Genomic DNA, 13,828 nt, shown 5'->3' with positions numbered 1-13,828 from the left:
TCAATCGGAAAAGACAAAAAGAGAAGAACTTTAACCGAAAATCAATTTTTCCTCATCATCGACAAGAGGGTCTCCCACCGCTTTATTCCCGCCATGAACTTGGAACAATATACCGGAGGCACCGTCGCCACCAACGGATACCTGCTGGAGGATGGAGGAACGACGCTGCTCATTGATGCCCCCGAAGGAATCTTTGAATGGCTCGAGCAAAAAGACCTCTATCCGGATCATCTCTTGCTCACCCATCAACACTTCGACCATGTCGAGGATGCCTCCCGCTTCAACTGTCCCATCCACGCCTTCGCGCCATTTTCCAGAGAGCTCACCCTCGACGAGCAAGCCCGGGCCTGGGGACTTCCAGTCAGCGTTGGAGAATTTGAAGTCACCGGGGTGTTGGAGGGAAAGAGAGAGCTAACCCTCGGTCAGTTCAAATTCGATCTCCTCCACGTGCCCGGGCACTCCCCCGACTCCGTGGTCTACTCGCTGCCCGCTCACGGCTTGGCTCTCTCAGGCGACACCATTTTTAATCACGGGTCTGGCCGAACGGACCTGCCAGGCGGTGACGGTCCGACCTTATTCGACGGGATTCGCACCAAGCTTCTCACTTTACCAGACGAGACCCGACTCTATCCGGGACACGGCCCTCACACCACTCCAGCGGCGGAGAAAGCCCGCTTTCCCTTGGCATAAAAAAAGACCGCTCCCTCAGTGGAAGCGGTCTCTTTCGAAAAAATTGTTAGCGTAAGGAACCTAGAACTTCACGCGCAGTCCGCCGCCAATCGACCAGTCGTCGAAGCCGTCGCCTTGGCCGATGTCATCGGACCAGAGATAGCGAACTCCTCCGTAGAGCTCTACACTTTCAGTAATGCAATAAGTCAAACCAGCGAAGGCTTGAATGACGAAGACACTGTCGTCGTCGCTATTGAATACTCCGGTCGGCTTTCCATCCTTATATTCTTGGAATTCGGAATCAACGAAAGCCACCCCCGCACCAGCGCCAACGTAGAAATTCAGGCACTTGAACAAAGCACGCTTGTATTCGTAATTCAAGGTGACAGGAACTGCCTCCAAGGAACCGAAATCACTGTCACTGTCCATCCAGCCGACTTCCAAGAAGAGAGACTGGGTGTAGTTACCAGACTTGCCAGCCCACTCATATCCGGCGCGGCCGTTGTAATACTCTTCTTCCGCATCGAAGAAGTAATCAACCCCTGCCCCGAGAAATAGTCCCGAATGCTTGAGACACTCTGCGCAGCCCGAAGATGTCTGTGGGATGACAGCAGCAGGAATCAAAGCGGCCTTGGGAGATTCGCCCGCGAAGCCGAGGCTCGCAGAGGCAACTAGGGTAAGTAGAGCAGTTGTTCTCATGACATTGTTAAGAATAACTAACTATCACCAAATCCACAATCACTTTTTTATAAGCCCTCCTCTTCAAACGAGACTGAGTCGCAATAGCCAACTGACAAAAGGAAGTCGAATTGTGCCACATTATCCCTTGCGAAATCAAGCAAGTCGGCGCACCTTCCCCCGCCTAGCACTCCATGACCGCACTCACGCAATCTGTCCGCTCACTCTGGGATTCTTCGATTGGCAAAAAGACGGTAGTTGCCGTCACTGGCCTAGTTTTTATCGGATTTCTCGTCGCCCACCTCATTGGTAACTTGCTCGTCTTTGTCGGCGAAGAAGCCTTCAACCACTATGCAGAGTGGTTGCATGGACTCGGTCACGGCGCTGCGGTTTGGGTCGCCCGTCTCGTTCTCCTCGGTTCTTTGGTGCTTCACGTAGTCGCCACGGTGTCCCTGACTCGTCAGAACCGCGCCGCGCGCATCGCCTACGCCCACGAGGACACCCTCCGGGCCAGCAAGTCTTCCAAGATTATGATTTGGTCCGGCCTCACGGTTCTCGCCTTCATCATTTTCCACATTCTCCACTTCACCGTCCGCACCGACGCCCAACTGGCCAAGATCGCAGCCGAAAGCCCCTATCAAATGGTGATTGTCGGTTTCCAGAATTGGCTCGTGGTCATCTTCTACGCCATCTCGATGACCCTGCTTTGCTCGCACCTCAGTCACGGTTTTTCCTCTGCCTTCCAGACTCTCGGCTTCAGCTCCTCCAAGACCCGCAGCCTTCTCGATAAGCTCGGCAAGGCCTATTCCCTCCTGATTCTCGTCGGGTTCCTTTCCATTCCCATCTCCATCCGGATTTTCGGTTACGGCAGCTAATTTTTCACTCCTTTTCCCAACTTCATGAGCACTCTCAATAGCAACGTTCCAGACGGTCCTCTTTCCGAAAAGTGGTCCCGTCACAAGCAGAACTCGAAACTCATCAACCCTGCCAACAAGCGGAAGTATTCCGTGATTGTGGTGGGAAGCGGACTCGCTGGAGGCTCGGCCGCCGCCACCCTTTCCGAGCTGGGTTACAAGGTGAAATGCTTTTGCTACCAGGACTCCCCCCGCCGCGCGCACTCCATCGCCGCACAGGGTGGAATCAATGCCGCCAAGAACTACCAGAATGACGGCGACTCTGTTTACCGTCTCTTCTATGATACTCTTAAAGGCGGTGACTTCCGCTCCCGCGAGTCCAATGTCTATCGTCTCGCCGAGGTTTCGACCAACATCATCGACCAGTGCACCGCGCAGGGAGTTCCTTTTGCCCGTGAATACGGTGGCCTGTTAGACAACCGTTCTTTCGGTGGGGCTCAGGTCTCCCGAACCTTTTACGCTCGCGGCCAGACTGGTCAGCAGCTCCTCATCGGTTGTTATCAAGCTTTGGAAAAGGAAGTCCAGAAGGGCGGCGTGGAGATGTATAATCGCCACGAGATGCTCGACCTCGTTGTCGTCGACGGGCACGCCAAAGGAGTGGTCGTTCGCGACATGGTGACGGGCGAAATCTCCTCCCATGCGGCGGATACCGTGATTCTGGCCAGTGGCGGATACGGCAACGTTTTCTATCTCTCCACCAACGCCATGGGCTGCAACGTGATGGCGGCCTGGAAGGCGCACAAGCGCGGAGCCTACTTTGCCAACCCTTGCTACACCCAAATTCACCCCACCTGCATCCCCGTCAGCGGCGACTACCAGTCCAAGCTGACCCTGATGTCCGAGTCCCTTCGGAACGATGGTCGAATCTGGGTTCCCAAGTCCAAGGAAGACGCCGAGGCCATCCGCAAGGGCGAGAAAAAGGCAGCCGATATCCCCAAAGAGGAACGCGACTACTATCTCGAGCGCAAATACCCTTCCTTCGGTAACCTCGCTCCCCGCGATATTTCTTCCCGCGCTGCCAAGGAAGCCTGCGACGATGGTCGTGGCGTGGCCGCTTCGGGGCTGGGGGTTTTTCTCGACTTCTCCGACGCCATCGAGCGTCTCGGCGAGGACACCATCCGCGCCCGCTACGGAAACCTTTTCCAGATGTATGAGAAGATCACCGGCGACAACCCCTATCAGACGCCGATGATGATCTATCCTGCGGTCCACTACACCATGGGCGGCCTCTGGGTGGATTACAATCTGATGTCCAACCTCAAGGGTCTGCACGTGCTCGGCGAAGCCAACTTCTCCGACCACGGAGCCAACCGCTTGGGCGCCTCCGCACTCATGCAGGGCTTGGCCGACGGCTACTTCGTGATTCCGTCAACTCTTCCCAACTACCTCGCGACCCAAAAGCCTGGCACGGTGACCACCGAAGACAGCGCTTTCAAGGAAGCGGAAAAGGCAGTCAAGGACCGCATCGACAGCTTGATGGCAGTCAAGGGCGAGCGCTCGGTTGACAGCTATCACCGCGAGCTCGGCCTCCTCGTCTGGGACAAATGCGGCATGGCCCGCACCAAGGAAGGCCTCGAAACTGCTTTGGTCGAAATCAACCGCATCCGTGAGGACTTCTGGAAGAATGTCCGCATTCCCGGCAGCGCCGAAGGAATGAACTCCGAGCTCGAGAAAGCGGGACGCGTGGCGGACTTCTTCGAGTTCGCCTACACTCTTTGCTACGACGCACTTCAGCGGGAAGAATCCTGCGGCGGTCACTTCCGCAGCGAACACCAGTTCACGGAGGCCGACCCCGAAGTGCAATCCGGACTCCTCGGAGCCGGCGAAGCGAAGCGCCATGACGACCAATATGCCTACGTGGCCGCTTGGGAATTCACAGGTGTCGGAGAACAGCCGACTTTGCACAAAGAAGAACTCGTCTTCGAAGAACTCAAGCCCAGCGTCCGCAGCTACGTCTAATTTTCAGCCTTTTTCAACCTCATCAGCTCTAAAATGAATCTCACACTCAAAGTCTGGCGCCAAGCGGGTCCTGATGCCCAGGGCCATATCGAAACCTATCCTGCGAACGACATTCCAGCGAGCGCCTCCTTCCTGGAGATGCTTGATATCGTCAACGAAGGACTCATCGCCAAGGGAGAAGAGCCCATTCACTTTGACCACGATTGCCGCGAGGGAATTTGCGGAATGTGTTCGCTCAACATCAACGGCGTCCCCCACTCCAAGGAAAAGGCGGTCACCACGTGCCAAGTACACATGCGTCACTTCAAGGATGGCGAGACCATCTGGATCGAACCATTCCGGGCAAACGCTTTCCCTGTGTTGAAAGACCTCGTAGTTGATCGCTCGTCCTTCGACCGCATCATCGCCGCTGGTGGCTACATCGACGTCCGCACGGGTTCCGCTCCTGATGCCAACAGCGTGCCCATCGGCAAAAACATCGCCGACGAAGCCTTTGAAGCAGCGGCATGTATCGGTTGTGGCGCCTGTGTGGCAGCCTGTAAAAATGCTTCCGCCATGCTCTTCGTCGCAGCGAAAGCCGGTCACCTCAATCAGCTGCCCCAAGGAAAGCCCGAAAAAGACAAACGCACCCTCGCGATGGTCCGGGCGATGGACGATGAGGGCTTCGGCAACTGCACCAACCAGTACGAGTGCGAAGCGGCTTGTCCGAAAGAGATTTCAGCCGACAACATCGCCAAGCTCAACCGCGACTACCTCGCGGCTTCCGCCAAAGAAGCTTTGGTCTGAAGCGCCTTCTGCACCAGCGGTCCCCGCGAGAAATCGATTCGCTCCTCCAATGATGCAGTGCGCTGCATCCGGAGGGCCTCGTCGTGGACGATTTGAAAGCGCGTTCGCAATCCTTCCCCATTGGCCAACTGAATGGCCAAGCCTGGTCGCGCATTGACCTCGATGATCATCGGCCCCACTTCCTTGCCGATCATGATGTCAGCTCCGAGATAGCCCAAGCCGGTCATCTCATAGCAAAGCCCCGCCAACTTCAGCACGGTGTCCCAATCGGGAATCTGCTGCCCCAAGAGCTCGGAATTCAGGTCGGGATGAATCTCAATGGGATGACCATGGCACACCGCATGATGGGTGATGCCTGTCGTCAAATCGATCCCGATTCCAATCGCCCCTTGGTGCAGATTCGCGCGACCATCCGACTCCTTGGTCGCCACCCGCAACATCGCCATCACCGGATAGCCGTGCAGCATCACCACCCGAACATCGGGCGCACCACGGTAGCTCATCGCCATGACTTCGTCGGCGCAGGAAATATACTGCTCCACCATCGCGACATCGCGCTGACCACCGAGACTGAAAAGCCCACCCAGTATGTTGGCAGCATGGAAGCGGACCTCCTCCATCGTGAGCGACGTTCCGCTCCCTTTTAAAAAAGCATCACCCGAGCGTCCTTGGATCACCAAGACACCCTTTCCACCACTTCCGCGGGCCGGCTTGATGACAAAAGCTTCTTTCCCCTTCACCAGCTTGGCGATTTTGCCCAAGTCTCCGGGACTCTCGATTGTGCCGTAGAGTTCGGGCACAGGAATATCCATCTCGATCGCCAGACGCTTGGACATGACCTTGTCGTCCACCGAGCGATAGAATTTTCGCGGATTATTCGGCAACAGGTATCGCCCATTGCGAGCATTGATCCCAACCACGCCCAGACGATTCAACTCTCCGGGGGTGAGGAACCAGCGATGCCACCACTTGCTTTTCATGACTTCACGAAGCTTTTGAAGCGAATCAGCTCAGACATCCGATAGCCCGTATAGCGACCGATGAGCAAAATCCCTGCGAGCAGAATCAAGAGAAGTTCAGGAAAATACTGGGCCCAGTAATCGACCGTGCGAATGCGCATCACGAGATAGGCCAAGACCGCAGCGGCCAAGCTTCCTCCCGCCTGCACCATGGCTGCACCCGCGCCTTCCTCATCCCAGAGAATGGACATCCGTTCGATGGTCCACGCTAGCACCACCATGGGAAAGACCGTTACTTCCAACCCCACCGTGAGCCCCATCCGCCAACTAAACAGCCCGAAGACAATCATCAGCAGGCTCACCACCACCACACACGCGGCAACCCGCGGCACGACTAACAAATTCAATCGACTTAAAAAGAAACGAAAGAATAGTCCAGCCGCCAGCAGCGCGGAAAACATAAGCAAAGCAGGAGCCAAGGGAATCTCGAGAAAAGACAACGCCAATAAGACAGGCATGAACGTCCCCAACATATTGAAGCCAACCAGATTTCGCAGCACCACGATCATGAAAGCCCCGACCGGGATCAAGGCGATGTAGCGAAAGACCCGTCGCTCGTTAACCGGCAATGCCGCAATCGAGCCGATCCACGCCGGCGCATTGCGCAGCGCATCCGTCGCCTCCAAGGGTGCCATGTTGCGAATGGTGGTAAAGAAGACCTGTGAATTATTACCTCCCCGCACGTCCAACAACGAATCTCCCCGCGACCATACCACCAGCTCACCGGCCTCCCGTGCGGCCACAGCTTCGACCGCTTCCCAGTCCCGCCCATCATAGAACTCAATCATCGGAACGGGTTTCTGAGATCCCAGGGTCTCGTTCAGAATGACACCCCAAGCCTTGCGATAGGCGATGCCCTCCATTTGCAAAAAGTCCTGCAAGAGACTCATCTCCCACCCTTCCCCAATGCGGGCCTCGTAGCTCCGACGGAGAAAGCCTGCCTCTTGGCTCAAACTTTCCCCGAAGAGGCGACTCCACAATTGGGTAACGAAGGTTTCCGGGTTGGCTGATTTCTCGCGGCATTCTTTTCGCAAGGTTTCACGCGCCAACATCTCGGACTCACTTCCTCCAATGCGACTGGGCTCCACCTCGGGAGCGGAACTCTTGATCTCTCCCAGCGACCGCAAATCTTCTTCGGCGAGACTGATTTGGTAGTAAAGCCGCTGAACCCCAGAGCGCGAACGAGCACTCCAGATTCCCCGTCGTCCTTGACCAACCAGATTCCTTTCCTGATATCCGTAACCCAGAGATGCCACCTCCTGGCGGACCTCCGAGTTCTCCTTCAATGGCGGCAGCCCCAATTCAACTTCGACTTCACGGCCATTGGCATCGAAGCGCACCGTCGCTTCAACCGTCCACGCATTTTGCCTTTGGCCTGGTAGAAAAGGCACTCCCAAAGACGTGCTCTTATAAACAGCCAAACCAACCGCTGTGCCACACAGCAGAATCACAAGACCCCAGAGGAGCGCGCTTTTTCGTTTCATTAAGGTAATCTCACTTGAAAATCTTCTTCGGAGCGAGATCGACGCGGCTGCAGTCAACGTAGCCAAGGTGGCGCAACGCGTTGCGGCCGATCAAAATCGGACAAGTCATTCCAGTCCGATCATTGAGGGTGAATTCCTCCCGCAGGTGACGGCCACCCATCTCGAAACCCAATTCCACCACGAAACGTCGCTCCATCGTCCCATCGGTATTCTTAACCTTTGCAATGCGCTGAACGGGGGCCTTGATTAAAATAGCCTTGGAGTCTTCTTCTTCGGGATCGCGCATCGAGAATCGCACCCAGCTCCGGCCGTCTCTCTCAAACTCTTCCACATCCTCCGCGTGCAAGGACGAAGTGCGGGCTCCACTGTCGAGCTTCGCTCTCATTTGCTCGGCCTTAGTCCCCACCTTGACCCACTCTTTCCATCCGAGGATCTGGCGCGCCTCCATCGGATCTTCCTCGTGCTTCTTATCCTCGGCTTCTTCAGCCGCCTCGGCCGTCTTTTCATCGACGGGCGCACTTTCGATGGGTTCCTCTTTGGGAACAGACCCAGAGTCCTTGCCAGACTCCAGAGGCACCTCTTCCGTTTTTGTGACGGACTCGGAGGATGACTTCGCCTCTTCTTTCGGGGCAACCTTTGCCTCGACAATCTCATCCAATGCTTTTTCAGATTCAGCACCACAAAGGCTGCCTCCCGCTAGAATTAAAAAAATAAGAGGAATTCCGGCCGTTTGTTGAAACCATTTCATCGTGTGCCCTGTATCTGAATGTTTTATTACAGAATGCAACTCAGAAGACAAAACTTCCAACATTTTAGTCACTACAAACTTGTTGGCATTCTGGCTTTCTCTATAGCCGTAAACTCCTGCAACCCAGTCTCTCAGGAACGCCCTAATGAAGGAATTTCTTTGAATATTCGCTCGGCATTCGCGGCGGCCCAGAGTGGACAGAACAGTCGCGTTTCGACCGGATGGCTTTCCAGCCTGAAAGACCGTCAATTGAGACAGATCGTTACCGAAGCTCTCGCTAAAAACCCCGATCTGCAGGCCACCGCGGCCCGGCTCAAATCCGCCCGCGAAGGAACGATTATCGGTAGAGCCAACCGCCTGCCGAGTGTCAGTGCCTCGGGAAACAGCTCGGTTTCACTCAGCGAGGACGACGTCTCCGATTCCTACGGGCTATCCCTGAATGCCTCCTGGGAACCCGACGTCTGGGGACGTCTGCGGGACCTGGAGGTGGCGACTGTTGCCGACTACGAAGCTGCCGTTGCCGACTTTCGCTCCGCCCGGCTTTCTCTGGCCATCAACACCGCCCAGAGCTGGTGCAACCTCGTCACTGCCGAGAAACAGTTGGTTCTCGCTCGCGAAACCCTCAAGTCATTCCAGCAAAATTACCAAATCATTCAGCGCGGCTACAAGCTGGGCACGCTCCGTCCCCTCGATGATGCCTTTGGCCGCAGTAATATCGCGTCGGCCGAACGCTCGCTGAAATCCCGCCAACTGGCCCGCGACGAAGCGGCCCGATCACTGCAACTTCTTCTTGGCCGCTACCCCGATGCCGACGTGGTTGCAAGCGGAGATCTCCCCGCGATTCCCAATATCCGCGCAGGCCTCCCCTCTGACCTCTTGGAGCGGCGACCTGACCTTTCCGCCCGTCGCCTCCGGATTTTCGCATCCGCCAAGCGCGCGGACGCCTCCCGCAAAAACTTACTACCAAACTTTCGCCTGACCAGCAGCGGCGGCAGCTCGTCTTCGGACCTTCTCAACATCCTCGACCCTGGCAACTTCGCCGCCTCACTGGCTGCCAGCGTTTCTCAAAATCTCTATTCGGGGGGAGAGCTGACCGCCCGAAGCCGCCAGTCTTTGGCTGAAAATGAAAATCAGATTCGCCTCTACGAGCGCGACGCACTCACCGCCCTTCGCGAAGTGGAATCAGCCCTCGCAACCGACACCTCCCTCAAGCAACAAGAGCAGCATCTTCTCACCGAAGTGGAAAATACTGCTCTTGCAGAAAAGTGGGCTGAAAGCAACTTTGTGGAAGGACTCGACGAAGGAAATCGCCCCAGCATTCTGGAGGTCCTGGAAGCCCAGCGGCGTGCTCTCAATGCCCGCGCCAGCCTTATTTCCTTAAAAAATCAGCGCCTCCAGAATCATCTCGACCTCCTTCTGGCGCTCGGTGGCTCATATTAAAGAGAATTCCTACCACTGGGAGGGACCACCAACAGTCAACACTTGGGATGGATCGGAACCAAAGGTCTGAGTCACGAATGCCCGTCCTTCTTTGTCGAAAGATACTCCGATGCCAGTCTGCTCCCACTTCGAATCAAGGTTCGCCTTATGGTTGGGAGAATTCAACCAACCACGCACCATTTTGGCCGCCAGGTCAGTCCCCTGTCCCATATCGAAACTTGCGATGACGTTCTCACTGAGAGACTCGATGCGGTATTTCCGATCCGCCAAAGTGCGGCGACCATCGAAACCATAGTGAGAAATCAGTCGGCCATCCACCGAGAAGGAACCGGCGTTGTCCCGCATGTAGTCCGAATGCTTCTTCGACATCCGGCCAAGTCCTGCATGGAACTTCAAAGAGCTCAAGCCCTTGCCTGTCCGGTAACGATTCACTTCATTGTGAATTTCCAGAGCCAATCGCTCTTCGCTGTTGGAAGCACGCAGGGAGGAACTCTCGGTCTCAGTCTGCTTGACGGCTACATTCGATGAACTACAGCTGCAAGCGACGAGGGCAACTCCTACAATTCCTAACAATTTAATATTCTTCATACTTGGATAGATAACAATGGGAACTTTTTAAGAATGCCGAAATAAAAGCTTTTTCCAAGTCATAATTTTAAAATCAGCCCCACGGCTTTCTGGTCGTTTTCACCTGTTGGACGGTCGCCTTAGAAAAAAATTCCCGATCGTTGCAAACAATTGCACGGATTCGGTAAAATATTACCAAGACAACTAAAGGCTTCTTAAATATCAACCAGACAAATGAGTAGAACATGTAAAAAATTGTTCCACGTCAGAAGATTCTAACAACCTCCTGAATTCCAATGAATCACGTCTTTTCGACGTATCAGCTCCCTCTGAATACCTCGAGAGCTCAGCCCTGCCGCTGCAAAAACAGATCGATTCCGTCCGTCAGCGCGATCCAGCTCGCCTCAATAATGGAATCGGAAACACCCACCGTCCCCCACGAACGCTCGCCATCGGATTGCACGATGAGCACCCGGGTCTTGGCCGCCGTCGCTTCCTCGCCATCAATGATACGCACCTTATAGTCGATGAGACGAATGCCCTCGATGGCAGGATAGAATGGCAAAAGTGCCTTGCGGAGTGCCTTGTCGAGGGCGTTGACCACACCATGTCCCTCGGCAACACAGAAGGCAGGTTCCCCTTCAACCTCCAGCTTCACAACCCCATCGCAGACCGGGCTATGACCGTCACGATACTGGCGGAACGAGCAGTGATACTCCGAAAGGCTCCACTTTTTCTCGTACGATCCCAGAGCACGCCGAATGAGCAACTCCAGGGAACCGCCGGCGGACTCGTAGGAATAGCCATCTTTTTCCAGCTCCTTGACGCGGCTGAGCACCTCCTTGGCCTCTTCGCTCCCCTTTTCCAGAGGTAGGCCGAGCTCTTCAGCCTTAATCAAAATGTTGGATTGCCCGCTGAGTTCACTGACCAATATAATCTGCTCGTTACCAACCAGTTCCGGGCGAATGTGTTCGTAGGAGTGAGCCACCTTTTGCACCGCATTCACATGCATTCCCCCTTTGTGGGAAAACGCGGTTCGCCCAATGAAGGCTGCGCGGGAAAAATGCGGGTTGTTGGAGAGATCGTCGACAAAGAAGGACAGGTTCTTCATCTGGGTTAGGTCAGGCACCACCTCCAGCCCCTTTTTGAGCTGCAGAATAGGAATCACGGACGTCAGGTTGCAATTGCCAGTTCGCTCACCATAGCCGTTGATGGTGCCCTGGACTTGCACTGCCCCGGCCTCAACTGCGGCAATTGCGTTGGCAACCGCCAACTCGCAGTCATTGTGGGTGTGGATTCCGAAAGGCACCGCAGGGATTCGCCGGGCAACCGCCCCGCAAATGTCCTTTACCTCCTCAGGCAAAGTGCCTCCATTGGTATCACAAAGCACAAGGATATCGGCCCCTCCTTCAGCCGCCGCCTCCAGCGTCTGAAGAGCATATTCGGGATCGTCCTTGTAGCCATCGAAGAAGTGCTCCGCATCGTAAACCACCTCACGGCCAGCCCCCTTGAGGTATTTGACCGAATCGCGAATCATGGCGCAATTCTCCTCCAGAGTCGTGCGAATGACTTCCAGAACATGGAGGGCCCAGGTCTTGCCAAAAATAGTGACCACGGGCGTCTCGGCATCGAGCAAAAGCTTGATCTGTGGATCTTCCTCCACCGCCAAATCGGCTCGCCGGGTCGAACCGAAGGCAGCCACCTTGGCGTGCTTCAATTTCAACTTCTTAGCCTCCTCAAAGAACTCGACATCCTTTGGATTCGAGCCTGGCCAACCGCCTTCGATATAATCCACCCCAAAGGCGTCCAATCGCTCGGCCAATCGAATCTTGTCCAAACCCGATAAGGAGAATCCTTCTCCCTGCGTACCATCGCGCAGAGTCGTGTCGTAGATGTTGACGGCTTTGTTCATCAGTGAATAAGAGTGGAAAAGAGGCGGAAGCTATCGGGAGCCCCTCCATTTCGCAACACGCGATTGCGAAATCTAGTGAAAGAAGACACGCCCAATGCGCCAGAACGGTTCAATCCCGCAAAAAAAGCTCATTTTGTGAGCATATATCCCACCAGACCCAGCAAAAATCCCGCAACAGCACCCAAACCGGGCAAGTGGTGATTCTTGAGCTGGGCTTGTGGCGCGATATCCTGAATCACTAGATAAAGAATTCCTCCTGCCGCAAAAAGCTGAATCCCACCGACCAAGGCCTCCTGTTCTCGTAAAAAGAAGTGTCCAGAGAGCGCACAGAGCGGACCCAAGAGCGCCATTAGGAAGAACACTCCAATGAGATGCCAGGGCTTGGATGAATCATCCTCCTGCAGCTCGCGAAAGGCATTGAAGCCCTCGGGCAGATTCTGCAAGGCAATGAGGGAAGCAAGCAAGATAGCAACCTCTGGCGTCGCCACAAAGACCGTCCCCAGAGCCAAGGCCTCGGGGACAAAATCAGACAACATCGCCACCAATTGACCGGCCTTGCTCTCATTGCGCGCCAGATACATATCGAGCAGCGCAAAGAAAATCCCCCCTGCTCCGAAGCACAGGGCCGCGACCGCTATCGAATTGCTCGCCGCACCCTCTGGCACCAGAACCAGGGCCACGGCTGAAACCAAAGCCCCTCCCCCAAAGGCGATCACCGCATGGCGAAATTCATCTTCCAGCCAGTAGGGGCGGATGCGCTCGATGCGAGCAAGAATCGCCCCCAATGGCATCGGAAGCCCGGCCATCAGGCTCAGAATCACGATGACGACCCATTCCGGCAAACTCTCCATGATTTCTCCCATCGCGACTAAGCTTACCCGTCCTTTGCGACTGTCAAAACTTATTGCTCGCAGGAGGTTCGCAACGACAGTTCACAAAAAGGAAAAACCCAATGACCTTCGGATGGATAAATCCCGAACTCATTCAAACCAATGAAGCTCCGGATCCAAATCCTCACGACGGGCATATTCAAAGTGAAGAACCCTTCGTCGATTGGGCGCTGTCGAACGTCGTGAGGAATGAACAATCAGCGGTGACATCATGAGCACATCCCCCGCCTGGCATTCGCACGTTTGGCTTTCCTCAATAAAAGACTCTCTAAGCAAATCTGATGGCAGCTTACCCCGCCGGTGACTTCCGGGACTCACGCGCAAGGCCCCATTTCCCGCCGGAGTCTCGTCCAGATGGAGACGAATCGTGGCCATATTCTCCAAAAGTGAAAGCGGTGGCTGGACATGGGGCGACCCGTCCTTAAACGACCAAGGGCCGTAACCGGACACACTTCTCTCCTCTACCACGGCAATCGTCAGGTCCTGATGCCAAGGAACAGGCCAATTTTCGGCCGGGGTTTTGTCGAAAAGGATGCTTCTAACTGGACTGACTCCCGGCGGCAAGAGGCGAAGAAAACTCCCACTAAGAGCCAGTTCGTCAAAAACCTCCGAACGCGAGCGCAAGTGCCGGACACAGGCCGAACCCGCAGCTTGAGCGACTCGGTCAGCCTCCCGACGAAAATGCTCGATTGTCCCCGTATCGAAGATCGCGCGATGAGTCTCGTAACCCCATTTCTCTAGCTTGCTGGACATCCCGTTCTC

General features: G+C 55.3%; 13 protein-coding genes. 5 read left to right on the top strand and 8 right to left on the bottom strand.

The features are described 5' to 3' along the window. Positions 1–93: 93 nt before the first annotated feature. The gene (locus IE099_RS08220; RefSeq protein ID WP_189569436.1) at positions 94–690 is read left to right on the top strand and encodes an MBL fold metallo-hydrolase; all 597 of its coding nucleotides are present in this window, start codon (positions 94–96) and stop codon (positions 688–690) included. 60 nt (positions 691–750) lie between these two features. Here IE099_RS08220 and IE099_RS08215 read toward each other — a convergent pair whose 3' ends face one another. Next, positions 751–1,368 (bottom strand): outer membrane protein, encoded by a 618-nt coding sequence (locus IE099_RS08215; RefSeq protein WP_189569435.1) that lies wholly within the window; start codon positions 1,366–1,368, stop codon positions 751–753. Between the two features lie 173 nt (positions 1,369–1,541). Between IE099_RS08215 and IE099_RS08210 the strand changes: the two genes are divergently transcribed. The 3 genes from IE099_RS08210 to IE099_RS08200 are packed head-to-tail and all read left to right on the top strand — an operon-like array spanning position 1,542 to position 5,006. Beyond that, a complete protein-coding gene (locus IE099_RS08210) occupies positions 1,542–2,222 on the top strand; it encodes a succinate dehydrogenase cytochrome b subunit (protein ID WP_189569434.1) in 681 nt (226 codons plus the stop codon). A 24-nt stretch (positions 2,223–2,246) separates the two neighbouring features. Next, positions 2,247–4,220 carry a fumarate reductase/succinate dehydrogenase flavoprotein subunit gene (locus IE099_RS08205; RefSeq protein ID WP_189569433.1) on the top strand — a complete coding sequence of 658 codons (1,974 nt, stop codon included), beginning with the start codon at positions 2,247–2,249 and terminating at the stop codon, positions 4,218–4,220. 33 nt (positions 4,221–4,253) lie between these two features. After that, complete coding sequence (locus tag IE099_RS08200) at positions 4,254–5,006, top strand: succinate dehydrogenase/fumarate reductase iron-sulfur subunit (RefSeq protein WP_189569432.1); 753 nt, start codon at positions 4,254–4,256, stop codon at positions 5,004–5,006. Here IE099_RS08200 and IE099_RS08195 read toward each other — a convergent pair. From IE099_RS08195 to IE099_RS08185, 3 genes are read right to left on the bottom strand one after another with little or no spacing between them, the layout of a single operon-like run. Then, positions 4,970–5,986, bottom strand: a complete 1,017-nt coding sequence (locus tag IE099_RS08195) for an alpha-L-glutamate ligase-like protein (protein WP_189569431.1) — start codon at positions 5,984–5,986, stop codon at positions 4,970–4,972. The two genes, IE099_RS08200 and IE099_RS08195, sit on opposite strands and share 37 nt — an antisense overlap. After that, positions 5,983–7,509, bottom strand: coding sequence for a UUP1 family membrane protein (locus IE099_RS08190; protein ID WP_189569430.1), 1,527 nt, complete (start codon positions 7,507–7,509; stop codon positions 5,983–5,985). The genes IE099_RS08195 and IE099_RS08190 overlap by 4 nt, the downstream gene beginning before the upstream one ends. A 10-nt stretch (positions 7,510–7,519) precedes the next feature. Continuing rightward, complete coding sequence (locus IE099_RS08185; RefSeq protein ID WP_189569429.1) at positions 7,520–8,257, bottom strand: ATP-dependent zinc protease family protein; 738 nt, start codon at positions 8,255–8,257, stop codon at positions 7,520–7,522. 159 nt (positions 8,258–8,416) lie between these two features. Here IE099_RS08185 and IE099_RS08180 point away from each other — a divergent pair, with 159 nt between their 5' ends. Further along, on the top strand, positions 8,417–9,697 hold the full coding sequence (locus tag IE099_RS08180) for an efflux transporter outer membrane subunit (RefSeq protein WP_189569428.1): 1,281 nt from the start codon (positions 8,417–8,419) through the stop codon (positions 9,695–9,697). A gap of 9 nt (positions 9,698–9,706) precedes the next feature. Here the strand turns inward: IE099_RS08180 and IE099_RS08175 are convergent, their stop codons facing one another. The 4 genes from IE099_RS08175 to IE099_RS08160 all read right to left on the bottom strand — a co-directional run bounded on the left by IE099_RS08175 (position 9,707) and on the right by IE099_RS08160 (position 13,819). Continuing rightward, positions 9,707–10,285, bottom strand: coding sequence for a CAP domain-containing protein (locus IE099_RS08175; protein WP_189569427.1), 579 nt, complete (start codon positions 10,283–10,285; stop codon positions 9,707–9,709). A gap of 325 nt (positions 10,286–10,610) precedes the next feature. Beyond that, positions 10,611–12,176: a citramalate synthase gene (gene cimA / locus IE099_RS08170; protein WP_189569426.1), complete on the bottom strand. Its 1,566-nt coding sequence runs from the start codon at positions 12,174–12,176 to the stop codon at positions 10,611–10,613. 128 nt (positions 12,177–12,304) lie between these two features. After that, positions 12,305–13,027, bottom strand: coding sequence for a ZIP family metal transporter (locus tag IE099_RS08165; RefSeq protein ID WP_189569606.1), 723 nt, complete (start codon positions 13,025–13,027; stop codon positions 12,305–12,307). 129 nt (positions 13,028–13,156) lie between these two features. Then, positions 13,157–13,819, bottom strand: a complete 663-nt coding sequence (locus IE099_RS08160; RefSeq protein WP_189569425.1) for a phytanoyl-CoA dioxygenase family protein — start codon at positions 13,817–13,819, stop codon at positions 13,157–13,159. Positions 13,820–13,828: the final 9 nt, after the last annotated feature.

The organism is Roseibacillus persicicus, assembly GCF_014651675.1.
Classification (GTDB): Bacteria; Verrucomicrobiota; Verrucomicrobiia; order Verrucomicrobiales; family Akkermansiaceae; genus Roseibacillus; species Roseibacillus persicicus.
This window is presented reverse-complemented; position numbering and strand designations above follow the sequence as displayed.

What these genes read in the sequence shown, in the direction of transcription:
- IE099_RS08195 (WP_189569431.1), bottom strand. Translation starts at nt 5,986, where the DNA reads ATGAAAAGCAAGTGGTGGCATCGCTGGTTCCTCACCCCCGGAGAGTTG.
- IE099_RS08175 (WP_189569427.1), bottom strand. Translation starts at nt 10,285, where the DNA reads ATGAAGAATATTAAATTGTTAGGAATTGTAGGAGTTGCCCTCGTCGCT.
- IE099_RS08220 (WP_189569436.1), top strand. Translation starts at nt 94, where the DNA reads ATGAACTTGGAACAATATACCGGAGGCACCGTCGCCACCAACGGATAC.
- IE099_RS08160 (WP_189569425.1), bottom strand. Translation starts at nt 13,819, where the DNA reads ATGTCCAGCAAGCTAGAGAAATGGGGTTACGAGACTCATCGCGCGATC.
- IE099_RS08190 (WP_189569430.1), bottom strand. Translation starts at nt 7,509, where the DNA reads ATGAAACGAAAAAGCGCGCTCCTCTGGGGTCTTGTGATTCTGCTGTGT.
- IE099_RS08165 (WP_189569606.1), bottom strand. Translation starts at nt 13,027, where the DNA reads ATGGAGAGTTTGCCGGAATGGGTCGTCATCGTGATTCTGAGCCTGATG.
- IE099_RS08185 (WP_189569429.1), bottom strand. Translation starts at nt 8,257, where the DNA reads ATGAAATGGTTTCAACAAACGGCCGGAATTCCTCTTATTTTTTTAATT.
- IE099_RS08215 (WP_189569435.1), bottom strand. Translation starts at nt 1,368, where the DNA reads ATGAGAACAACTGCTCTACTTACCCTAGTTGCCTCTGCGAGCCTCGGC.
- cimA (WP_189569426.1), bottom strand. Translation starts at nt 12,176, where the DNA reads ATGAACAAAGCCGTCAACATCTACGACACGACTCTGCGCGATGGTACG.
- IE099_RS08200 (WP_189569432.1), top strand. Translation starts at nt 4,254, where the DNA reads ATGAATCTCACACTCAAAGTCTGGCGCCAAGCGGGTCCTGATGCCCAG.
- IE099_RS08210 (WP_189569434.1), top strand. Translation starts at nt 1,542, where the DNA reads ATGACCGCACTCACGCAATCTGTCCGCTCACTCTGGGATTCTTCGATT.
- IE099_RS08205 (WP_189569433.1), top strand. Translation starts at nt 2,247, where the DNA reads ATGAGCACTCTCAATAGCAACGTTCCAGACGGTCCTCTTTCCGAAAAG.